General features: G+C 72.4%; 24 protein-coding genes. 13 read left to right on the forward strand and 11 right to left on the reverse strand.

What is annotated here, in order from left to right; genetic code table 11:
- The first annotated feature begins 3 nt into the window (after positions 1–3).
- Complete coding sequence (locus tag BM385_RS16310; protein WP_093843471.1) at positions 4–1,176, forward strand: dihydrodipicolinate synthase family protein; 1,173 nt, start codon at positions 4–6, stop codon at positions 1,174–1,176.
- A gap of 17 nt (positions 1,177–1,193) precedes the next feature.
- A complete protein-coding gene (locus BM385_RS16315) occupies positions 1,194–1,991 on the forward strand; it encodes a sugar phosphate isomerase/epimerase family protein (protein ID WP_051131221.1) in 798 nt (265 codons plus the stop codon).
- Between the two features lie 98 nt (positions 1,992–2,089).
- Here BM385_RS16315 and BM385_RS16320 read toward each other — a convergent pair whose 3' ends face one another.
- Both BM385_RS16320 and BM385_RS16325 read right to left on the reverse strand, forming a co-directional pair.
- Entirely contained in the window at positions 2,090–2,707 is a 618-nt protein-coding gene (locus tag BM385_RS16320) for a choice-of-anchor C family protein (protein WP_019435705.1), read from the reverse strand.
- A gap of 181 nt (positions 2,708–2,888) precedes the next feature.
- Positions 2,889–5,183 (reverse strand): ATP-binding cassette domain-containing protein, encoded by a 2,295-nt coding sequence (locus BM385_RS16325; RefSeq protein ID WP_093843472.1) that lies wholly within the window; start codon positions 5,181–5,183, stop codon positions 2,889–2,891.
- A gap of 215 nt (positions 5,184–5,398) precedes the next feature.
- Here BM385_RS16325 and BM385_RS16330 point away from each other — a divergent pair, with 215 nt between their 5' ends.
- Positions 5,399–6,181, forward strand: a complete 783-nt coding sequence (locus tag BM385_RS16330; RefSeq protein WP_093843473.1) for a TetR/AcrR family transcriptional regulator — start codon at positions 5,399–5,401, stop codon at positions 6,179–6,181.
- A gap of 136 nt (positions 6,182–6,317) precedes the next feature.
- Positions 6,318–7,442: a prenyltransferase gene (locus tag BM385_RS16335; protein ID WP_107407820.1), complete on the forward strand. Its 1,125-nt coding sequence runs from the start codon at positions 6,318–6,320 to the stop codon at positions 7,440–7,442.
- A 63-nt stretch (positions 7,443–7,505) separates the two neighbouring features.
- Here BM385_RS16335 and BM385_RS16340 read toward each other — a convergent pair whose 3' ends face one another.
- Both BM385_RS16340 and BM385_RS16345 read right to left on the reverse strand, forming a co-directional pair.
- Positions 7,506–7,904, reverse strand: coding sequence for a hypothetical protein (locus tag BM385_RS16340; protein WP_246337950.1), 399 nt, complete (start codon positions 7,902–7,904; stop codon positions 7,506–7,508).
- Positions 7,905–7,988: 84 nt separating this feature from the next.
- On the reverse strand, positions 7,989–8,684 hold the full coding sequence (locus tag BM385_RS16345) for a TetR/AcrR family transcriptional regulator (protein ID WP_093843475.1): 696 nt from the start codon (positions 8,682–8,684) through the stop codon (positions 7,989–7,991).
- Between the two features lie 157 nt (positions 8,685–8,841).
- Here BM385_RS16345 and BM385_RS16350 point away from each other — a divergent pair, with 157 nt between their 5' ends.
- Both BM385_RS16350 and BM385_RS16355 read left to right on the forward strand, forming a co-directional pair.
- Positions 8,842–9,996 (forward strand): FAD-dependent oxidoreductase, encoded by a 1,155-nt coding sequence (locus BM385_RS16350; protein WP_093843476.1) that lies wholly within the window; start codon positions 8,842–8,844, stop codon positions 9,994–9,996.
- 65 nt (positions 9,997–10,061) lie between these two features.
- Positions 10,062–10,832 (forward strand): alpha/beta fold hydrolase, encoded by a 771-nt coding sequence (locus tag BM385_RS16355; protein ID WP_093843641.1) that lies wholly within the window; start codon positions 10,062–10,064, stop codon positions 10,830–10,832.
- A gap of 111 nt (positions 10,833–10,943) precedes the next feature.
- On the opposite strand, the gene BM385_RS16360 is transcribed toward BM385_RS16355, so the two are convergent.
- Positions 10,944–11,636 (reverse strand): class I SAM-dependent methyltransferase, encoded by a 693-nt coding sequence (locus BM385_RS16360; protein WP_093843477.1) that lies wholly within the window; start codon positions 11,634–11,636, stop codon positions 10,944–10,946.
- Positions 11,637–11,924: 288 nt separating this feature from the next.
- Here BM385_RS16360 and BM385_RS16365 point away from each other — a divergent pair, with 288 nt between their 5' ends.
- Positions 11,925–12,575: a response regulator gene (locus tag BM385_RS16365; protein ID WP_093843478.1), complete on the forward strand. Its 651-nt coding sequence runs from the start codon at positions 11,925–11,927 to the stop codon at positions 12,573–12,575.
- Positions 12,576–12,959: 384 nt separating this feature from the next.
- Here BM385_RS16365 and BM385_RS16370 read toward each other — a convergent pair whose 3' ends face one another.
- Positions 12,960–13,394: a winged helix-turn-helix transcriptional regulator gene (locus BM385_RS16370; RefSeq protein WP_093843479.1), complete on the reverse strand. Its 435-nt coding sequence runs from the start codon at positions 13,392–13,394 to the stop codon at positions 12,960–12,962.
- 93 nt (positions 13,395–13,487) lie between these two features.
- Between BM385_RS16370 and BM385_RS16375 the strand changes: the two genes are divergently transcribed.
- Positions 13,488–14,327, forward strand: a complete 840-nt coding sequence (locus BM385_RS16375) for an SDR family oxidoreductase (protein ID WP_093843480.1) — start codon at positions 13,488–13,490, stop codon at positions 14,325–14,327.
- A 363-nt stretch (positions 14,328–14,690) separates the two neighbouring features.
- On the opposite strand, the gene BM385_RS16380 is transcribed toward BM385_RS16375, so the two are convergent.
- The 4 genes from BM385_RS16380 to BM385_RS16395 form a co-directional block, all read right to left on the reverse strand.
- Positions 14,691–15,209, reverse strand: a complete 519-nt coding sequence (locus tag BM385_RS16380; RefSeq protein ID WP_093843481.1) for a hypothetical protein — start codon at positions 15,207–15,209, stop codon at positions 14,691–14,693.
- 108 nt (positions 15,210–15,317) lie between these two features.
- Entirely contained in the window at positions 15,318–15,734 is a 417-nt protein-coding gene (locus BM385_RS16385; RefSeq protein ID WP_093843482.1) for a hypothetical protein, read from the reverse strand.
- 5 nt (positions 15,735–15,739) lie between these two features.
- Positions 15,740–15,991 (reverse strand): DUF397 domain-containing protein, encoded by a 252-nt coding sequence (locus BM385_RS16390; protein ID WP_093843483.1) that lies wholly within the window; start codon positions 15,989–15,991, stop codon positions 15,740–15,742.
- Between the two features lie 91 nt (positions 15,992–16,082).
- Positions 16,083–16,817: a helix-turn-helix domain-containing protein gene (locus BM385_RS16395; RefSeq protein ID WP_367889602.1), complete on the reverse strand. Its 735-nt coding sequence runs from the start codon at positions 16,815–16,817 to the stop codon at positions 16,083–16,085.
- Between the two features lie 113 nt (positions 16,818–16,930).
- Here BM385_RS16395 and BM385_RS16400 point away from each other — a divergent pair, with 113 nt between their 5' ends.
- Both BM385_RS16400 and BM385_RS16405 read left to right on the forward strand, forming a co-directional pair.
- On the forward strand, positions 16,931–17,404 hold the full coding sequence (locus BM385_RS16400; RefSeq protein WP_246337954.1) for an ATP-binding protein: 474 nt from the start codon (positions 16,931–16,933) through the stop codon (positions 17,402–17,404).
- Between the two features lie 222 nt (positions 17,405–17,626).
- The gene (locus BM385_RS16405) at positions 17,627–18,394 is read left to right on the forward strand and encodes a class I SAM-dependent methyltransferase (RefSeq protein WP_093843485.1); all 768 of its coding nucleotides are present in this window, start codon (positions 17,627–17,629) and stop codon (positions 18,392–18,394) included.
- Between the two features lie 215 nt (positions 18,395–18,609).
- Here BM385_RS16405 and BM385_RS16410 read toward each other — a convergent pair whose 3' ends face one another.
- Positions 18,610–19,227, reverse strand: coding sequence for a TetR/AcrR family transcriptional regulator (locus BM385_RS16410; RefSeq protein ID WP_093843486.1), 618 nt, complete (start codon positions 19,225–19,227; stop codon positions 18,610–18,612).
- Positions 19,228–19,292: 65 nt separating this feature from the next.
- On the opposite strand from BM385_RS16410, the gene BM385_RS16415 reads away from it, so the two are divergent.
- Genes BM385_RS16415 through BM385_RS16425 form a run of 3 tightly spaced genes read left to right on the forward strand, consistent with a single transcriptional unit; the run spans position 19,293 to position 21,645 of the window.
- The gene (locus BM385_RS16415) at positions 19,293–20,198 is read left to right on the forward strand and encodes an oxidoreductase (RefSeq protein WP_093843487.1); all 906 of its coding nucleotides are present in this window, start codon (positions 19,293–19,295) and stop codon (positions 20,196–20,198) included.
- Positions 20,199–20,212: 14 nt separating this feature from the next.
- Positions 20,213–21,169: an SDR family NAD(P)-dependent oxidoreductase gene (locus BM385_RS16420; RefSeq protein ID WP_093843488.1), complete on the forward strand. Its 957-nt coding sequence runs from the start codon at positions 20,213–20,215 to the stop codon at positions 21,167–21,169.
- Entirely contained in the window at positions 21,166–21,645 is a 480-nt protein-coding gene (locus BM385_RS16425; RefSeq protein ID WP_093843489.1) for a nuclear transport factor 2 family protein, read from the forward strand. Before BM385_RS16420 ends, BM385_RS16425 begins: the two co-directional genes overlap by 4 nt.
- The last annotated feature ends 61 nt before the right edge of the window (positions 21,646–21,706 follow it).

The following is a 21,706-nucleotide window of genomic DNA, read 5'->3' on the forward strand; positions in this document are numbered from 1 at the left end:
GAGCTGATGATCCGACTTCCCGATGCGACGGGAGCGGTACGGGAGTACCGGCCCCGTACCGACGCCCCCGCCCTGCCCGCCGCCGGCGAGGGCCCGCTGACCTCCCGCATCGTCTTCTCCGCCGCCCACGTCGTCGCCGACCCGTACGCGGACACCACCCCGGACGGCCCCGCCGCCGTCGACTGGGACGCCACCCTCGCCTTCCGCCGCCACCTGTGGTCGCACGGGCTCGGCGTCGCGGAGGCGATGGACACCGCACAGCGCGGCATGGGCCTCGACTGGGCCGGCGCCGCCGAACTGATCCGCCGCTCCGGCGCGGAGGCCAAGGCGCACGGCGGCCGGATCGCCTGCGGCGTGGGCACCGACCAGCTCACCGCCGATGCCGCGCCGTACACGCTGGACCAGGTGCGCGCCGCGTACGAGGAGCAGCTGGCGGTGGTGGAGGAGACCGGCGCCCAGGCCATCCTGATGGCCTCCCGCGCGCTGGCCGCCTGCGCCACCGGCCCCGAGGACTATCTGAAGATCTACGGTGAACTGCTGCGGCAGGCCGCCGAGCCGGTCGTCCTGCACTGGCTGGGCCCGATGTTCGACCCCGCCCTGACCGGCTACTGGGGCAGCACCGACCTGGACGCGGCCACCGAGACGTTCCTGGAGATCATCGCCGACCACCCCGACAAGGTGGACGGCGTCAAGGTCTCCCTGCTGGACGCGGGCCGCGAGGTCGCGCTGCGCCGCCGGCTGCCGAAGGGCGTGCGCTGCTACACCGGCGACGACTTCAACTACCCGGAGCTGATCGCCGGCGACGAGCAGGGCTTCAGCCACGCGCTGCTGGGCATCTTCGACCCGCTGGGCCCGATCGCCGCGCAGGCCGTGCGCACCCTGGACACCGGGGACACCGCCGGCTTCCGGGCCCGGCTGGACCCGACGGTGGAGCTGTCCCGGCATCTGTTCCAGTCGCCGACGCGGTACTACAAGACCGGTGTGGTCTTCCTGGCCTGGCTCGCCGGCCACCAGGAGCACTTCACCATGGTCGGCGGCCTCCAGTCGGCCCGCTCCCTGCCGCACTTCGCCCGCGCCTACGAACTGGCCGACGGCATCGGCCTCTTTCCGGACCCGGTGCTGGCCGCCGGGCGGATGAAGTCCCTGCTGGCGGTGTACGGAGTGGAGCAGCCGTGAAGTTCTCGATCAACCAGATGACCGTCAAGCAGCTCAGCCTCCCCGAACTGGTCAAGGGCTGCGCGGACCTGGGCATCGCGGGCGTCGGCCTGTGGCGCGAGCCGGTGCGGGAGTACGGGGTGTCCGCCGCCGCCGCGCTGGTGCGCGAGGCGGGGCTGACCGTCACCACGCTGTGCCGGGGCGGGTTCTTCACCGCGATCGACGCGGCCGAGCGGGCCGCCGCGCTGGCGGACAACCGGCGCGCCATCGACGAGGCGGCCGAACTGGGCACCGACACCCTGGTGCTGGTCTCCGGCGGGCTGCCGGCCGGCAGCCGCGATCTGGCGGGCGCCCGCGAGCGGATCGCCGAGGCGCTGGCCGAGCTGGGCCCGTACGGCGCGGAGCGCGGGGTGCGGCTGGCGATCGAGCCGCTGCACCCGATGTACGCGGCCGACCGGTGCGTGGTCTCCTCGCTGGACCAGGCGCTGGACCTGGCGGAGCGGTTCCCCGCCGAGCAGGTCGGCGTGGTGGTGGACACCTACCACCTGTGGTGGGACGACCGGGTGGCGGACGGCATCGCGCGGGCGGGCGCCGGGGGCCGGATCCACAGCTTCCAGCTGGCGGACTGGGTCACCCCGCTGCCGGCCGGGGTGCTGAACGGACGCGGTCAGATCGGCGACGGCTCGGTGGATATGCGGTGGTTCGCGGACCGGGTCACCGAGGCCGGGTACACCGGCTGGACCGAGGTGGAGCTGTTCAACGACGTGCTGTGGTCGCGGGACGGCCAGGTGGTGCTGGCCGAGACCCTGAACCGGGTCACCCAGCACCTCGGCTGAGCGCGAGCTGCGCGCGCGGCGCGCGAGGACCGGGCGGTACCGGCGGACACGAAGCCGCCGGTACCGCCCTTGCCGTGGTGGCGGTAACCCCGGGGCCGTCAGCCGCAGGAGTTGCAGGGCGGGCAGGTGGTGACCGTGACGTCGTCGATGACCGGCCCGTGGGCCGACGCGGTGGTGCTGACGAACGACAGGGTGGTGGCCGTGGCGGTCGCGACGAAGGTGAACTGCCGGTAGACGTAGCCCATGTCGGTGGCGGACTTCCCGGTGATGTCGAAGCTGAAGTCCTGGAAGTTCTGGCCGTCGATGAGCACCTTGCCGGTCTTGACGGTCGGCGCCCCGCCGAAGTTGCCGGCGAGGGCGTACGTCACCGTGTACGTCGTCCCGGGGACGGTGGTGAAGGTCTGGGCGATGGTCCCGGCGGTGCCACCGCTGAGATCCACGCTCTGGTCGCCCTCGGCGGCCTGCCAGAATCCGGCGCCGATGAGGTCGACGGAGCCGCTGGTGATCTGCCAGGGGCCGATGGTCTGGCCGGCCGGCAGTTCCACGAACCGCCCCGGGGTGACGACGGGGTACTCGAAGCTGCCGTTGTCGAACCGGCTCAGCAGCGGGGTCGCCGAGGCGGTGTCGTCCGCCGGGGCCGCCACGGCGGCGCCGGTTCCGGCGAGAAGGAGGGACGCCGCCGCGGCGGCGGCGATGAACGTGCGGGAAACGCGCATGGCTTTCCTTCCCCGGGCCATCGCGTCGTTGCGATGTGCCCCGTGGTGAGGGCATGCCCAAAGCCGTGAATCGGTATGTAGGAACATAAATAGTCATTCCATATGTCTTTCTCGCGGTGGTGGGCCGGCCGCTCCCGCCCCGCCCCGGCCCACCACCCCGCCCCACACCCGCCCCGCACCGCTACCGGCCGGCGTACTCCCGCAGATGCCGCCCCGTCAGCGACGCCCGCGCCTCCGCGCCCCGCCCGGCCACCAACTCCTGCGGCGTCCCGCTGAACAGCACCCGCCCACCGTCCGCGCCCCCGCCGGGACCCAGGTCGATGATCCAGTCCGCGTGCGCCATCACCGCCTGGTGGTGCTCGATGCACACCACCGAGTTCCCCGCGTCCACCAGCCGGTCCAGCAGCGCCAGCAGCTTGTCCACATCCGCCATGTGCAGCCCCGTCGTCGGCTCGTCCAGCACGTACACCGACGCCTTCTCCGCCATGTGGATCGCCAGCTTCAGCCGCTGCCGCTCCCCGCCGGAGAGCGTGTTCAGCGGCTGCCCCAGCCGCAGATAGCCGAGGCCCACATCCATCAGCCGGTCCAGCACCGCGCGCGCCTGCCCGGAGGGGAAGAAGTCGTGCGCCTCCGTCACCGACATGCCCAGCACGTCACTGATGGAGCGCCCGCGCAGCGTGTACGCCAGCACCTCGGGCGTGAAGCGCCGCCCTTCGCACCGCTCGCACACCGAGGTCACCCCCGCCATCATCGCCAGGTCGGTGTACACCAGCCCGAGTCCGTTGCAGTGCGGGCAGGCACCCTCCGAATTCGCGCTGAACAGCGACGCCTTCACCCCGTTGGCCTTGGCGAACGCGGTACGGATCGGGCCCAGCAGCCCGGTGTACGTCGCCGGGTTGGAGCGCCGGGACCCCCGGATCGGCGACTGGTCGGCGACCGCGACCCCCTCGCGCGGGGACACGTACCCGTGGATCAGCGAACTCTTCCCCGACCCGGCCACCCCGGTCACCACCGTCAGCACACCCAGCGGGACATCCACGTCCACCCCGCGCAGATTGTGCCGGTCGGCGCCGCGCACCGCGATGTGCCCGCGCGGGGCGCGCAGCCGGTCGGGACCGCGCAGCCGCGCCCGGTGCTCCAGATGCCGCCCGGTCAGCGTCCCCGACGCCCGCAGCCCGGCCAGGTCTCCCGCGTAGCAGACCTCCCCGCCCGCCGCGCCGGCGCCGGGGCCGAGGTCGATCACGTGGTCGGCGATCGCGATCACCTCCGGCTTGTGCTCGACGACCAGCACGGTGTTGCCCTTGTCGCGCAGCCGCAGCAGCAGATCGTTCATCCGCCGGATGTCGTGCGGGTGCAGCCCGGTGGTCGGCTCGTCGAAGATGTAGGTGACGTCGGTGATGCTCGACCCCAGGTGCCGCACCATCTTCACCCGCTGCGCCTCGCCGCCGGAGAGGGTCCCGGCCGGGCGGTCGAGGGAGAGGTAGCCGAGGCCGATCTCCACCAGCGAGTCCAGCAGGTCCCGCAGGTTCTCCAGCAGCGGGGCGACGGACTCGTCGTGGACATCGCGCAGGAAGGCCGCCAGGTCGCTGATCTGCGCCGAGGAGCAGTCGGCGATGTTCCAGCCGTTGATCCGGGCTCCGAGCGCGGCGGCGTTCAGCCGGGCCCCGCCGCAGTCCGGACACGGCGCGAACCGCACCGCCCGGTCCACGAACGCCCGGATGTGCGGCTGCATCGCCTCCCGGTCCTTGGACAGATACACCCGCTGGACCTTCACCAGGAGGCCCTCGTAGGTGATGTTGTTGCTGCCGACCTTGATCTTGGTCGCCGGTTTGTGCAGGAAGTCCTCCCACTCCCGCTCGGTGAAGTCCTTGAGCGGGGTGTCCGGGTCGTAGAGGCCGGAGAGCGCCATCGTCTGCCAGTACCAGTTGTCGACGGCGAAGTTGGGCACGGTGATCGCGCCCTGGTTGAGGGACAGTGCGCGGTCCACGAGCTGGTCGATGTCGATCTCGGAGACCTCGCCGAGCCCTTCGCAGCGCGGGCACATGCCCTCGGCGCTGTTGAAGCTGAACGCGCTGGAGGTGCCCACGTACGGGGTGCCGAGCCGGCTGAAGACGATCCGCAGCATGGTGTACGCGTCGGTGGCGGTGCCCACGGTGGATCGGGAGTTGGCGCCCATCCGCTCCTGGTCGACGACGATCGCGGCGGTCAGATGGTGCAGCCCGTCGACCTCGGGGCGGGCCTGGCGCGGCATGAAGGACTGGATGAACGCCGTGTAGGTCTCGTTGATCAGCCGCTGCGACTCGGCGGCGATGGTGCCGAAGACGAGCGAGGACTTCCCGGACCCCGACACGCCGGTGAAGACGGTCAGCCGGCGCTTGGGTATGTCGACGTCCACCTTCCGCAGATTGTTCTCCCGGGCGCCCCGGACCTGGATGACGTCGTGGCTGTCCGCGGCTGCGGCGGGGGTGTGGTGCATGGCGGGATGTCTCCTCGGTGACAGGGAGGGCGGTAGGGCGGTGACGATGGGCGGCGTACAGCGTACTCTATACGTAGTACAGAGTACGCTGTACGCGTACGGGAGCGGCGGCGGGGCAGCGGCCCGCACGCCACCGCCACCCCGGCCGGCCCTCCGCACGGCCCGCGCCCCACCCGGCCACCGGACCGCCACCCGCCGCCGGAGACAATGACCCCATGGACACCGACAGGCAGAGGGACGCCACCCGCTCACTCCGCCTGCTGTGGCGCGAGCCCGGCCCCCCGCCCGCCACTGCCCGCGGCCCCCGCCCCGCCCGCAGCGTCGACGACGTGATCCGCACCGCCATCGCCATTGCCGACGCCGACGGCCTCGACGCCGTCACCATGCGCCGCGTCGCCCAGGACCTCGGTGTCACCCCCATGACGCTCTACACCCACGTCCCCGGCAAGGCCGATCTCCTCGACCTCATGCTCGACACCGTCTACCAGGACATGCCGCGCACCCCCTACCCGCCCGACGCCACCTGGCGCGACCGGGTCACCGCCGTCGCCGACGCCAACCGCGCCCTCTACCAGCGCCACCCCTGGGTCGCCCGGCTCCCCACCACCCGCCCGCCGCTGGGCCCCGGCGTCCTCGCCAAGTACGAACACGAACTGCGCGCCCTCGACGGCCTCGGCCTCGACGACCTGGAGATGGACGCCGCGCTCGCCCACCTCCTCGCCTTCGTCCACGGCACCGCCCGCGCCGCCCTCGACCAGCGCACCACCGAACGCGAGAGCGCCCTCAGCGACCAGGAGTGGTGGGACACCCACGGCCCCGCGCTCGCCCGCGTCCACGACCCGGCGCGCTTCCCGCTCGCCAGCCGCGTCGGCCTCGCCGCCGGCACCGCCCACCAGCACGCCCACGCCCCCGACCACGGCTACGCCTTCGGCCTCGCCCGCGTCCTCGACGGCCTCGCCGCCCTCATCGACCGGGACCGCGACCGGCGCACACCGTAAGACGCGCGCGCCCCACCACTACCAGTGAACCCCCGCCACCCCAGGCGCCCCTCCGTGCCCCCTGCTCACCACCGGCCCCACAGCGTTTCACTGGCGCCAACACAGCGGCACTCATCAGGAGTTCATGGTGACAGCGGTGACGTCGGCGACACCCGGACCGGCGACGGCGACGGCGACGGCGGCAGCCCCGACAGCGGCGGCGGCCACGGCGGCTTCAGCGGCGGCGGCAGCGGAAGCGACCGCTACGGCGGCGGCAGCGGCAGCGACGGAACGTACCGGACGGCTGGGCCCGCTCATCCGCCTCGGCAGACCCAAATTCCTCTTCCACAGCCTGCTCGCGCTGTGCGCCGGAACCGAACTCGCCGTCCACGCCGGAGCCCGCCCCGACACCGCGCTCCTCGCCCTCGTCCTCGCCTTCGGTTGCTGCGCCCACCTCATGACGTACTACTGCAACGACTACTTCGACCTGGAGGCCGACCGCGCCAACCCCGCCCCCACCGCCTGGTCCGGAGGCAGCCGCGTCCTCACCGACCGCGCCGTCACCCCGACCGCCGCACTCGGCACCGCCTTCGTCCTGCTCCTCGTCTCCGTCGTCCTCCTCACCCTCCTCCCCACCCCCGGAACCCGGCTGCTCGCGGCCGGATTCCTGCTGCTCGCCTGGTTCTACACCGCGCCCCCGCTCCGCCTGAACTACCGGGCGGCCGGCGAACTTGCCTGCGCCCTCTCCCTGCACGGCCTGCTGCCCCTGCTCGCCTGCCTCGCCCAGCTCGGCGGCATCCCGGCCACCGCCTGGGCCTGCGTCGGAGCCCTCGCCGCGTTCCAGTACCTCCAGCTGCTGGTGCTCAACCTCGCCGACCTGCACGGCGACCTCCGCGTCGGCAAGATCACCGTCGCCGGCGTACTCGGCCCGCGCCGTACCGTCCGGCTGTACGCGGCCGGGCAGGCGCTCACCTATACCGCGCTCGCCGCCGCCGGACTCACCGGCGTCATCCCCGTCTGGACCACCGTGCTCCTGCTCGCCACCCTCCCGCTGCCCTGGGCGGCGGCCCGCGCCATGCGCACCGGCGACCTCACCACCCCCACCACCACGGCGGCCACCCTCCAGCTCCCGCTCGCCTCGGCCGCCGTCCTCCTCGGGTGCACCCTCACCACCTGGGACGGCCGGATCACCATCTGGCTCGTCGTCAAGGCCCTCGCCCTGGCCGCGTTCGCCGCCTGGTGGCGCCTCTCCCGGCGCCGACCCCCGGCACGGGGGCGCTGACGCCCCGTCCGAGCGCCCCGCGCCCCGCGCCCGGTCCCCGGGCCGGGGCGCCGCCACCGCGCGTTACGCCGCCCGGGTCAACGCGCCGAGCACATGCCCCAGTTCGTTCGGCAGGACGGCGATCAGCACCGCGCCCTCGGCCGACGCGCACTCCACGATCCGCGCCCCGCCGTTGAGCTTCATCGCCTCGCGCAGCGAAGGCGACCGCATCCCCACCTGCCGCAGTCCCGCCGGAAGAGCGAGCGCCGCACCGGCCCGGGTGCTCCCCTTCCACTCCACCGTGCCGGGACCGATCAGCAACCGACCGCGCAGCCACCGCCCCGGGCGCCCGGGATGCATCAGCAGACACGGCACCCGGATCACGTCCCCCTGAGCGGCGGCTTCGGCACGCCGCGCCACCCTGCGGCGGAACAGCCACGCCGTGACTCCCGCCGCTATCAGCCCCATCACGATTCCGATCATGGGCACATCCAAGCAGCGGCCGGCCCCCGTGCCCACCCCCGCCCCCGCCCGACCGTGGCGGCGACGCCACGTCCCACCGGGGGCTCACTCCTCCACAACGGGTGCCGGTGTGTGCGTGATGCCGTTGACGAGGACGTCGAAACCCCAGCGGAATCTCTCCTCCGGGGTACCGCCGATCAGCGCGGGCAGGTGCGCGGCGATCGCCGGATGCGTGGTCGCGCTCGCGGTGCCCAGCGCTTGCACGGTGGCGTTCCAGTCGTCCGCGGCGGCGGGATCGTGTTCGCGCGTCGACTGCTCGGCGGCGGTGGCCGTCGCGCTCTGCAGCAAGGTGTCCACCCCCCAGGCCGCCTGTTCACGGGTGGCCCCGCCGCGGGACAGCAGGCCGAGGGCGCGCTCCACCAGGCGCAGGTAGTTCTCCCCGCTCGGGCGGGCGACGAGCGCGGACCGCGCGAGCTGCGGGTGGGCGAACAGCACCAGGGTGTACGACCTCATCACCGCGCGAAGCTGCTCCCGCCAGTCCTCGCCGCCCTCGTCCCCCGACAGGTCGACCTCGCCGAGCAGGGCGTCGAGCACCGCCGCGTGCAGGGCGGCGGTGTTGGCCACGTAGACGTACAGCGACGCCGGGCCGGTGTCCAGTTCCTGGGCAAGGCGCCGCATGGTGACCTTCTCCAGCCCTTCCCGGCGCATGATCTCCACGGCGGTCTCCACGATCCATCGCCGGGAGAGGGCGGGTTTCGCCGGGCGGTCGCGGCGGCTCAGCGGTTCCCTTTTGGCGGCCATGCCACCGATCGTAACGAACGCGTTCGCCGCAGCCGTCCCAGAACTTGTTCGTAACGAACGCGTTCGTTACGGTGGGGGGTGAAACGCACGCGCGCCTCCACGTCGGCCCCGCGGTACTCGCCGACCCTGATCCCCTCACTTCTCCCCGGAGGTATCCATGAACACCAGCCATGTCCCCATCGCGATCATCGGTGGCGGTCTGGGCGGCCTGACCGCCGGCCGGGTCCTGCAGTTCAACGGCATCGCGGCCGCGATCTTCGAAGGGGAGGCATCGCCCCGGGCCCGCACCCAGGGCGGCATGCTCGACATCCACGAGGCGAACGGCCAGCAAGCACTGCACGCCGCCCACCTGCACGACGCGTTCCGCAAGATCGTCCACCAGGGCGGGGAAGCGATGCGCCTGCTCGGCCCGGACGGCACCGTGCGGGTGGCCGAGGACGACGACGGCACCGGCGACCGGCCGGAGGTGGACCGCGGCGCCCTGCGCGACCTGCTGCTCCACTCACTGCCCGAAGGAACCGTCCACTGGGGCCGGCGCGTCACCGGAGCCCGGCCCCTGGGGGACGGACGTCACGAGGTGACGTTCGCCGACGGCTCGGCTCTCACGACCGACCTGCTGATCGGCGCGGACGGCGCCTGGTCCCGCGTCCGGCCGCTGCTCTCGGACGCCTCGCCCGCATACACCGGCATCTCCTTCGCCGAGACCGACCTGTACGAGGCCGACGCCCGCCACCCCGGCAGCGCCGCGATCGTCGGCAACGGCTTCTTCATCGCCCTGGGCGACGAACGCGGAATCCTCGCCCACCGCGAGAGCGACGGCAGCCTGCACGCCTACGCCGCGCTGAAGGCGGACGAGGGCTGGCTGGACACCGTCGACTTCTCGGACCCCACCGCCGCCAAGGCCGCGGTTCTCGCCCACTTCACAGGCTGGGACCCGGGGCTGCGCAAGCTGATCGCGGACGCCGACACGATCACCCCGCGCCGCATCCACGCCCTGCCCGTCGGGCACCGCTGGGAACGCGTCCCCGGCGTGACCCTGCTCGGAGACGCCGCGCACGTGATGTCGCCGTTCGCGGGCGAGGGCGCCAACCTCGCCATGCTCGACGGCGCCCAACTCGCCCTGGCCATCGCCGCCCACCCCGGCGACACCGAGGCCGCGCTGCGCGCCTACGAGAGGGACCTCTTCCCGCGCAGCGAGCAGGCCGCCCGCGAATCCGCCGACAACCTGGACACGATGTTCGGCGAGCAGGGCCTCCAGGAGATGGTCGCCTTCTTCACCTCCGGCCCGGCCGAGGAGCAGCACCACCCCTGATGCGCGCGGCCCGATCGGCATCCGCACCCCCGGACCACCCGGACCACCCGAAGGAGGCGGTGACCATGCTCACGCCCCGTTCCGTTCCCATACGCCCGGGACTCGACCTCGACGTCCGCGCGGCAGGTGAGGGCAGCCCGGTCCTCATCCTGCACGGCGCCCCCGGCCCCGCCGGCATCGCGCCCGTGGCCGACCACCTCGCGACCGGCCACGCGGTCGTGGCACCCACCCATCCGGGCTGGGACGGCACCGCACGGCCCGACGACCTGGACTCCGTACCCGCACTCGCCGCCACCTACCTGGACCTGCTCAGCCACCTCGCCCTGCGCGACGTGACCGTCATCGGCACGTCCTTCGGCGGCTGGGTCGCCGTCCAGACCGTCCTGGACGACCGCGAAGGCCGCATAGCGCGCCTCGTCCTCGTGGACGCCATCGGCCCCGACATCCCCGGCCGGCCGGTCACCATGCCCCCCGGGCCACCGCCCACGGCCTCCGCCCCCGCCCCTGCCCCCGCTGCGGGCCCCTCGCCGACGCGACGGCGCGGCCCTTCCCCCGCGTCGATGGCCGCCCTGCGCGCATACGCCGGACCCGCCATGGCGGACCCCACGCTGCTGGCCCGTCTTCCGTCCGTCACCTGCCCGGTGCTGGTCCTCTGGGGCGGCGACGACACCGTCGTCACCCCCGACTTCGGCCGCGCCTACGCCGCCGCCTTCCCCCACGCACAGTTCGAACTCATCCCGGACGCGGGGCACCAGCCCCTGCGGGAGCAGCCCGAAGCGGTCCTTGCCGCCCTCGACTCCTTCCTCGCACCCCGGGACCGGACCACCCGCCACTGACCCAGCCCGGCAGGCGCAAGGCGGCCCACACCACCACCGCAGCCACCACCCCGTACACCACCCACGGCGACCCCTGCCCCAACTCCCGCACCACCGCACCCGCCGCCCCGCTCACCGCCGCAGGTGCCACACACCCGCCGGCGGCAGATTCGCCCACACCCGCCAGCGGGCCACGCCGTACCGCCGCTGATAGCCGGCCATCACCTCCTCCACCGCCGCGTGCCGTCGCGCCTCCGCCCGCGACGCCACCAGCGAACGCGCGGCCCCCGTCCCCAGATAGGCGAAGTACGACAGCGTCCCGCCCGGCCGCAGCAACTCCAGATAGCGCGCCATGATCCGCTCTACCTGCTCCGGCGCGAAGTTGGTCAGCGGCAGCCCCGAGACGATCACGTCGTACCGCCGCCCCGCCCCGAACTCCTCCACCAGCCCCCGGTGCACCGCCACCCGCCCCGCCCGGCCGCCCGGCCCCGCCCGGTACGCGGCGGCCAGCCGGTCGAGACCCGCCGCGAACCGGGGGTTCGCCTCCACGATGTCCAGCTCACCCCCCACCGGCAGCCGCGCCAGCAGCACCCGCGTCACCGCCCCCGTACCCGCACCCGCCTCCAGCACCGACAGCGGACGCGGCCCCCGCGCCGCCCGTACCGGCTCCGTCAGCACCCGTGCCAGCGCCCGCCCGCTGGGCGCCACCGCACCCGTCGTCCGCAGGTCACGGGCGGCCTCCAGCAGGAACGTCCAGCCACCGGCCCGGCGGCCGGGCAGCACGGGGGACGGGGACGGGGGCGGGGAAAGGGCGACATCATTCATGGCCGCGACGCTAGAAACCCGCCACCCGCCACGGATCCGACCACGGACCACCGCCACCGCCGACCAAAGTGGGGGGTGTGCATGGCGGATCGTCGGACAGGCCGCTCTCCGCCGCTGCCTACGATGTCCGCACGACACCGACACCGCCCGAACGGGCAGCGCCGGTGGTGCTCGCGGCCCGGCCCGGAGCGTACCGGGCCCGTCCCCGCCGGGCATCCTGCCCACCGCCCCCGTACCCGCCCCCGCACCCCACGCCTACGACCCCCGACGGAACGGAACGGCCCTCTCGTGATCCGCGTCATGATCGTCGACGACGACGCCCTCGTCCGCATGGGCCTGGCCGATCTCCTCGAAAGCGCCCCCGACATCGAGACAGCCGCCCAGGCCGCCGACGGCCTCCAGGCCATCGAACGCGCCACCGCCCACCACATCGACGTCGCCCTCGTCGACGTCCGCATGCCCCGCATGGACGGCATCACCGCCATCCCCCGGCTCCGCGCCCTGCCCCACCCACCGAAGGTGATCACCCTCACCACCTTCGACCTGGACGAACACGTCTACGACGCCCTCGCCGCAGGCGCCGACGGCTTCCTCCTCAAGGACACCGACCCCGCCGACATCCTGCGCGCCGTCCGTGTCGTCGCCGCCGGCTCCGCGATGCTCCACCCCACCGCCGCCCGCCGCCTCATCGACCGCTACCACGCCACCTCGCAGCGCGGCAGCACCCGCGCCCAGGCGCGCATCGACCGGCTCACGCCCCGCGAACGCGACGTCCTCGCCCTGCTCGCCCAGGGCGAGACCAACGCCGACATCGCCACCCGCCTCACCATGCGCGAAAGCACCGTCAAAGCCCACGTCAGCCGCATCCTGGCCGCCCTGGAGGTCAGCAACCGCGTCCAGGCCGCGCTGCTGGCCCGCGACGCCGGCCTCACCGCCTGACCGGCCGTCACACCGCTGCACCGCTGCACCGCTGCACCGTCCGGCGTACCGGACCGGTCGGCACGGAACCCCCGGAGACCTGCGCCGACCGGCCGACCGGCCGACCGACCGCTAAGCCGTCCAGGCGCCACCGGAGACCAGGGCGTCCCCCGTGGCGCACACCGCCTGCGACGTCTGACCCCTCGGCACCACCGCGCCGTTGACCACATAGGTGGAGCCATCGGCCTTCCGGCACTGGGCCCACGTGTAGAACGAGCCCCCGCCGGTACACGTGGCCGCCAGCCCCTGAACCGGCCCCTGATCCTGGACGTTGAACGAGCAGCGGAAGTCCGGATCGTCCGCCGGCGCGGACCTGCCCGAGTGCCCCCCCGGCCGTGGCCGCCGTCATCCACCGGGTCGCGGAGACGCCCCGGCCATCACCGCGCCGGCCGTCACCGCCCCGTCCGCGCCGTCCGCGCCGCGCGACGGCAGCCGCTGGGTGATCCGGTCGAACAGCTCCGTCAGCGGTTCGCCGATGTCCCGGCCGAACTCGGTCAGCCCGTAGGTGACCTGGGGCGGGGTCGTCGGCTCCACCTCCCGCCAGACCAGGCCGTCCTCGACGAGCGCGCGCAAGGTCTGGGCGAGCATCTTCTCGCTGATGCCCCGGATGCTCTCGCGCAGCTCATAAAACCGGAGGCTGTTGTTCCGCAAGGCGATCAGCACCCAGACGCCCCACCTGCTGGTCACATGGTCGACCACGGTCCGCGCCGGGCAGTCGGTGTGAAACACGTCATACCGACCCCCCGGGCCGTCCCCGCTGCGCTGCACGCCTTCATCCATGTCATGAACTTACCTCAGGGTATGTCCTTACCTTCCGTTAGTCCCATCTCCTAGCGTGCAGACCACACAGGACATCCGATCAAGGAGCTGAGCATGATCGTGGTAACCGGGGCCACCGGGAACATCGGACGACCGCTGACGCGGGCGCTGGCCGAGGCCGGGCAGCACGTGACGGCGGTGTCACGGCACACAGCCGAGGTGCCGGACGGCGTCCGCCACGTGGTGGCCGACCTGTCCGAGCCAGCCGGCCTCAAGCCCGTGCTCTCCGGCGCCGATGCGCTGTTCCTGCTGCTGTCCGGCGACCTGCACGCCATCGGGGCCAACCCCGCCGACATCATCGGCGAAGCCGTGGCCGCCGGGGTCCGCCGCGTCGTCCTGCTCTCCACCCTGGGCGTGGTGACCAGGCCCTTCGGCACCACACGCGTCGCCATGCGCGAGCTGGAGGACACCCTGCGGAAGTCCGGCCTGGAGTGGGCCATCCTGCGCCCGGGGGGCTTCGCCTCCAACGCCCTGTGGTGGGCGGAGTCCGTCCGCACCCAGCGGGCCGTCGCCGCCCCGTTCGGCGACATCGGGGTGCCGGTCATCGACCCGGCGGACATCGCCGACGTCGCGGCGGCCTGCCTGCTGGACGACCGGCACACCGGCAACGCGTACGAGCTGACCGGCCCCGAGGCGATCACCCCGCGCGGACAGACCGACGCCATCGCCGCCGCGATCGGCTCACCCGTGAGCTTCCACGAACTCACCCGCGAGGAGGCCAAGGCCGGCATGACCCAGACCATGCCGGCCGAACTCGCCGACGACACACTGGACATCCTCGGCAACCCCAGCCCGGCCGAAGTGCGCGTCAGCCCGGACGTGCAGCAGGTGCTGGGCCGCGCCCCGCGCTCCTTCGCCGACTGGGCCGCCCGCCACGCCGCCGCGTTCCGCTGAGACCGGCCCGGGCCCCCGGCTGACAGCCCGGGAACACCGCCTTCGCTGACGCGGACACGGCGCCCCGGCCGACGCCCTCGTTCTTCCCGCGCGCAGGAACGTTCCGGCCGGCCCGAACCGTCCTGTCGTCAAAGGATCGTCCGACGACAGGACGGCGCGCGTCCGGGGCGCCCCCGGGCACTCCCGGTACGCCGCCGATCCCGCCGAGGGCCGACTGCTCGGTCATGTCGGAGTGCAGCGCGAAGATGTCCGGATGTGCCGGAAAGTTGACCGATTTCCTTACGCAAGGCGACCGCGCCCGGAAGCCGGAGAGCTGACGGTACGACCGTCGCCCCGCGACCGCCCACCCGCCACCGACCTGCCTCAGCCCACCGCCGGCTCCGGTCCCTCCGCCCAGAAACGCAGCAGCGCCTCACGCTCCTCGCGCTGCGGCGTCTCGTCACTGTCCCACTCCCGCCGCCACGCGATCATGTCCGCCACCGTCACGCCGCCGTCCGTGAGCCGGCCGAGCAGCGCCCGCGACAGCTCGTACTCCTCCGGCGTGTAGATGCCGCCCGTGACAGCGGTGAACACGCACACCTCGGCCGTACCGCCGGACGTCTCCACACAGGCCGTGAACGTGCTCGGCAACTCGCGATCGCCGGTCAACGCCGCATACAGCGTGCCGAACGTCATGGACACCACGCGCCGGGCGGCGGAACGCACCGGAACCCCACGGACCTCGATCCCGCGCACCTCACCCCAGCCCCAGGACCGGTCCCGCTCGTCCTCCAGGGTCTCGACGCCCTCCGTGGTCAGCCGCACCCCCGTCCCCTCACCGACCGGCTCGGCTCCCAGATACACGGAGTCCTCGGTGATCCAGAACAGGCCGACCATGGCCATGGGTGTCCTCCAGCGACGGTGCCCGGTGCGGCGAACGCCAGCACGTTCCCCCGCGTTTCAGCAGGTGAGACGGTGCGGACCCGCCGCTCGGTTCCGCCGCCGGACGCCCTACTCGACCACGCGCACGGCCGACACGACCGTGGTGAAGTTGCGCAGCAACTCCCCGTCAGCCGTGAAGACCAGCTCCGTGTGACCGGGCGAGAAGTCGAGGCCGCGCTGGTGGGAGAGGAAGTCCGTCACCTGCGCGCACAGCGTCTCCGCGTCCACCTCCTCGCCGTCGCTGAGCACCGTGATGAAGTACGGGGCACCGGAGTTGTCCAGCGTGACGTGGATGCGGGCCACCTTCTGCGCCGCGTCGTCACCCGGGTACAGCGACCGGTACTCCTCGGCGGTCGCCTGCGCACGCTCCCGCATCAGGGACGCCACGGTCGGCCCCTGCTCCTGGTCACGTCCGGTGCGGTAACCGAGGACGGCGGCGAGGGCGACGAGGCTGACCACGATCAGCACGCCGACGCCGCCGAACATCGGCCTCAGTCGCTGGTGCGCGTTACGGATGCGGTGAAGTGCGACCACGAGTCCGGACTTACGGTGAGGATGGGGCCAGCGGGGTTCTTGGAGTCGCGGATGTGCACGGCCGTGCCGGGGCAACGGGCCACTTCGACGCAGTTGCCGCCTTCATCGCCGCTGTAGCTGGACTTCTGCCAGTCGAAGGCCACTTCGAGGCAGTCGCCGCCGTTGTCACCGCTGTGGCTGCTCTTGAACCAGGTCATTGCAGTGGTCATGACTCTCCTAGCAACTGGTCCAACAGGCGCTTGCTCTCCTCCGGGTTGAGAGCCTCGCTCCGCAGCATTGCATATTTCTGCGAGAGGATGCTCACTTCATTGGGATCCGGATGAGATGCCCGCCACGCTGCACCTCCGTGTAGGCCAGCAGCTGGTGCTCAGGTGTCTCTAGCAGCACAAACGGGCCGTTGAGCGCAGCGTGCGTCTTCCTGCCGAGCGGGAGAATCTGGATGGAGACCCCGGGCAGATCCGCGCAGGCGCGAAGGTGGAGCAACTGCGTCCTGCGCACCTCTTCGCCGCCCAGCGCGTCCCTGACTACAGGCTCCCAAATGACGAAACTGGCGTTCAGTGGGTCCTTCTTGCGCCGGAGGACCGCCTGGCGCTGCAACCTGTGAGCTACCCGGGCCTCGATCTCCTCTTCGTCCAGCACGGGGAGATTGCTCCGGAAGACGGCACGGGCGTAGCCCTCGGTCTGGAGCAGACCGGGGAGAACTTGATTCTCGTACGAGTAGTGTGTGAGGGCATCCCGCTCGTGGATGACGAACTCCACTACCCACACCGGAAACTTCGCCTCCTCCGGCAGGTTGTCCACCATCACCCACAACACCCCCTTGCTCTCCAGGACGTCGTCCAGCCGCTCCGCCATGTGCGGCAGCAGCGGCCGGCGGCCCTGTTCGATGGAGGCGATGGTCTCCGGCGCGACGCACGCACGCTCGGCCAGTTCGGGTTGGGACAGTCCGGCTTGGGACCGCAGGCGGCCTACTACCGCTCCGACCGTATTCATGGTGGTCTTGTTCTTCTTGCGGTTGTTGTTCCTCGGGGCCATACGGTGTCAACTCCCCATCCCGCTCCGTACGTGACCGAAAACCGTCCGTACGCCGGGGCCGTACGGAGTCACTCACTGTCGGACACTACGCACAGATCGCCACCTTTGGGGGTGTGAGCGAGGACTTTCATCAGATCTGTGTACGTGAGCGCTTCTACAAACGCGACAAGCGCAACGTATGTGCGGCTCGTCGGTTCGTCCGAAAAGCATTGGTCGACTGGAAGGTCACCCAGCGGACCGATGATGTGCTGCTGTGCGCCAGCGAGTTGGTGACGAACGCGATCCTGCACGGGGTGCCTCCGGGACGCGGCTTCTACCTCTACCTCTGGCTCACCGCCGACGCCGTGCTCCGCCTCGAAGTGCACGACAGTGGCGGCGGGCATCCCCGGCTGCGGGACCCGGGCACGGACGAGGCGGGCGGGCGCGGGTTGTGGCTGGTGGAGGCCATGTCCGATTGCTGGGGTGTGGGGGCGCGTGATCCGGGAAAGGTGGTGTGGTGCGAGTTCGTTCTCGACCCGGACACCCTCGGGGACCGGTTCGGCCCGCCGCCGGGATGGCGGATGGGAGGCGGGAACCCCATGCTGTAGCGCTTCGGGGACACCCGGCCCCGTTCCGCCGGAAAAAGTGGCGGTCGGACGGCTCCGCGAGGCCCCGTCACGGGGCGCGGCGGGGTGCTGGGCGCCCGGTCGGGTGCGGGTCCAAGAGCTGGGTCCGGGCGAGGTGGCGCAGGGCGTCAGCGGCGCCCACAAAAGCCCGAACTATGCCCGCTGACCTGCGGGTTTGTGCCCCTCGCACCTAAACTTTCCCCTATGGAATCAACCGCAAGCACCCCCGCCGCCGACGGGCGCGCGGTACGTGACACCGAGGGGCTGTTCCGGCTGCTGGACGACCTCTTCGAGGTCCGCGCCGGGGACTGGTGGGACCGGTTCTACGCCGACCGCGACCGGGGCACCCCGTTCTTCGTCGCCAAGCCCGACGAGAACCTGGCCGCCCTCACCGGCCCGGCCGGGCCGATCGCCCCCGGCCGCGCGCTCGACATCGGCTGCGGACCCGGCCGCAACGCCCTGCATCTCGCCGCGCTCGGCCACCAGGTGGACGCCGTCGATCTGTCGGCCACCGCGCTCGCCTGGGCCGCCGAACGCGCCGACGCCGCCGGGCCCGCCGTCCGGAGCCGCATCCGGCTGCACCACGGCGATGTCTTCACCCTCCCCCTCGACGGACCGTACGACCTCATCTACGACTCCGGCTGCTTCCACCACCTCGCGCCCCACCGCCGCATCAGCTACCTCGACCTCCTCGACCGCCATCTCGCACCCGGCGGCTGGTTCGGCCTCAGCTGCTTCGCCGCAGGCGAGGACGGCATGGGCACCGAACAGCCCGACGCCGCGCTCTACCGCGACCGCACCCTGCACGGCGGCGTCGCCTACACGCCCGACCAGTTGCGGCACATCTTCACCGGCCTGCCGCTCACCGAGACCGACCTGCGCCGCATGCGCGACGAGCCCGCCGACGCCCCGTACTTCGGCGCCTCGTTCCTGTGGACGGCGCTGTTCCGCCGCCCCGCCACGACCGGCTGATCACCACCCCCGGCACCCCTCTCCTGATCGGTGCCCCCGTGGTCGGCGCGGGCATCTCACTGCTCCCGCACGCCGGGTCCGGCCGCCGGTAGCGCCACCCGGGTCCGTTCGGCGCGTCACGGGATCACGGATGTACGGCACACGGCCCGCGGTTCCGCCGTGGCGGCGAGCGCTGCCGCCGGGGGAACGGAGGCAGGGCGCGATCGTGGGGTCCGTCAGCGCGGTTCCGCCGGGCGGGCGCCTCGCAGGAACTGTGTCACCGCGGTGTCCACGAGTCCTTCGAGGCGGCCCGGCTCGATCATGCCGCTGTTGGCCATGGACGTGATCCCCAGGACGGTGGCGTAGATGACGAGCCCGATCTCCTCCGGGTCGCCGCCCTCCAGTTCGCCGCGCGCCTGGCCCTCTTCGATCAGGTCGCTGATCTGCCCGAACGCGGCCGCGGCGGCCTCGGCGACCGCGGTGGCCCCCGGGCGGTGCTTGCTGGAGTTCATCAGCCCGGTCAGCGCGGCGTTCTCGGTCGCGAACCGGACGTAGGCCGACGCGAACGCGTGCAGGCGAGCGGGCAGGTCCTCCTCGTCCTCGATCTCCTCCACCGCGGCCCGCAGCCGCGCGCCCAGACGGACGAAGCCCGACTCGGCGAGGGCGTCGAGCAGCGCGCGGCGGTCCGCGAAGTGCCGGCGGGGCGCCGCGTGACTCACGCCGATGTCTCGTGCCAGGTCCCGCAGGGAGAGCTTGTCGATCCCGTGCGCCCTCAGGCTGCGTTCCGCCGCGTTGAGGAGCTCCGTACGGAGATTCCCGTGGTGGTAGGGCCGCTGCTCGGTGCTGTCAGGCATGCGGTCAGCCTACTCAGCACAGTGTTTACATTGACAACAATGTTGACATTGACTACTCTCGGGGCATGCCCAGATTCTCCCCCGCCGACCTTCCCGGCCTGACCGGCCGCACCGCCGTCGTCACCGGCGCGAACAGCGGTATCGGCCTCATCACCGCTCGCCATCTCGCCGAGCGCGGTGCGCGGGTGGTCCTGGCCGTACGCGACCCGGAGAAAGGGGAAAGGGCGGCGGCGACCATGGCGGGCGCGGCCGAGGTCCGCACCCTCGACCTCGCCGACCTCTCCTCCGTACGGGCGTTCGCCCACGGCCTCCCCGGCCCCGTCGATCTGCTGGTCAACAACGCCGGCCTCTCCCTGGGGCCGCTCTCCCGGACCGCGGACGGATTCGAGAGGCAGTTCGGGACCAACCACCTGGGCCACTTCGCCCTGACGAACCTGCTCCTTCCCCGCATCAGGGGGCGGGTCGTGACAGTGGCCTCGCTCGGGCACCGCATCGGCTCCCTGGACTTCTCCGACCTCCAGTGGGAGCGCAGGCCCTACCGGCCCAACGCCGCCTATACGCAGTCCAAGCTGGCCAACCTCCTGTTCTCCGCCGAACTCCAGCGCAGGCTCACCCGCGCGGGATCACCCGTCACCTCGATGGCCGCGCACCCCGGCATCTCCTCGACGAACCTCATGCGAGCGGAGAAGAAGCCCTCTCTCGGTTTCCGCGTCGAGAAGTTCCTCATCGGGCTCGTCGCCCACAGCGCCGAGAAGGGCGCCCTGCCCACGCTGTACGCCGCCACCGCGGACCTTCCCGGCGACAGCTATGTCGGCCCCGACCGGCTGTGGGGCATGCGCGGTGCGCCGGCGCCGGCCGGCCGGGCCGCCCGCGCGCGAGACGCCTCGGCGGCACGACGGCTGTGGGAGGTCTCCGAGGAACTGACCGGCACCCGCTTCCCCCTCGACGCGTCAGCGCCCTCCGCCTCGTGAAAGGACCCGGCCCCATGCTCCGCCCACGGAAAGCCCCGCCGCACAACCGTCGTCAGCCGGACGAACTCGTCGTCGTCTCCGGCGCCTCGACGGGCATCGGAGCCGCGACGGCGCGGGCCCTCGCCGCGATGGGCTACCACGTCCTCGCCGGGGTACGCACCGACAGCGAGGCGGACGCCGTCCGGACCGACGGCATCGAACCGGTCACCCTGGACATCACCGTCCCGGAACACATCGAGGCCCTGGCCCGGCGGATCGCCGACGACCCCGGACAGCGCGCCCTGCGCGTCCTGGTCAACAACGCGGGCATCGAGATCAACGCCCCCGTCGAGGTGCTCCCCCTGTCCCTGTGGCGCGAGCAGTTCGAAGTGAACCTCTTCGGGCACATCGCCGTCACCCAGAGACTCCTGCCCCACCTGCGGCGCAGCCGGGGCAGAATCGTCACCATCAGTTCCGTGGGCGGAGTGGCCGCGCTGCCCGTCTTCGGGGCGTACGCGGGAACCAAGTTCGCCCTCGAAGCGGCCAGCGACTCCCTGCGACGCGAGGTCTCGGCGCACGGCGTGCAGGTGGTCGTCGTGCAGCCCGGCGGCGTCCGGACCGAGATGGCCGCCCGCAGCGGCGACATCTCCCTCGAACTCGCCGCCGGGATGAGCGCCGAGCACCAGCGTCTCTACAGCGGCCTCATCAACGCGACGGTCTCCTCGAACACGGCCTTCCTCCAACGCGCCATGCCGGCGGCGAAAGCGGGAGCCAAGATCGCCAGGGTGGCGACCACACGCCGCCCGCGCACCCGGTACACCCTCGGCACGGACGCCGCCTTCATCATCCCCCTCGCCCGCCTCCTGCCGGCCCGGCTGATGGACGGCATCCTCGCGATGAGCCACCGGTCCCGGAACCCCGCACGCACGCCCGCACCCGCACCCGCACCCGCACCCGCACCCGCACCCGAGTCCCCAGGGAGTCCTTCATGACCACGCTCGCCGACCGCCTCGACCTGATCGAGCTGATGGGCCGCTACGCCGACATCGCCGACCTCAAGGACTTCACCCGCCTCCCCTCCCTCGTCTACGCCGACGAGGTGACCCTCGACTTCTCCTCGGTCATCGGCCTGCCGCCCATGACCGTGCCGCTCGACGCGTACGTCCACGTGCTGGACCAGGCCTTCGCCCCCTTCTCCGCCACCCACCACACCGTCACCGGACACGTCGTCGAGATCGACGGCGACCGCGCGACCCTCCATGCGCACGTCCGCGCCGAACACTGGGTGCCCGGCGAGCGGGCAGACGGCGGGCCGGACCGCTGGCTGGTCGTCGGCTTCTACGACAACGAAGCGGTCCGGACACCGGACGGCTGGCGCCTCAGCAGCGTCAAGCTCACCGCCACGCACCAGGAGAACGCCCACCTGGCGGGGGAACTGCCCTCGGCCGCCGTACCTCCCGGCGGCTGAGTCCGACCGCCACCGGCGGCCCCGCTCCGGCGGCCGGCGGGGAAGCGACGGCCCGATCCCG

It is taken from the genome of Streptomyces harbinensis (assembly GCF_900116145.1).
Taxonomy (GTDB): domain Bacteria; phylum Actinomycetota; class Actinomycetes; order Streptomycetales; family Streptomycetaceae; genus Streptomyces; species Streptomyces carpaticus.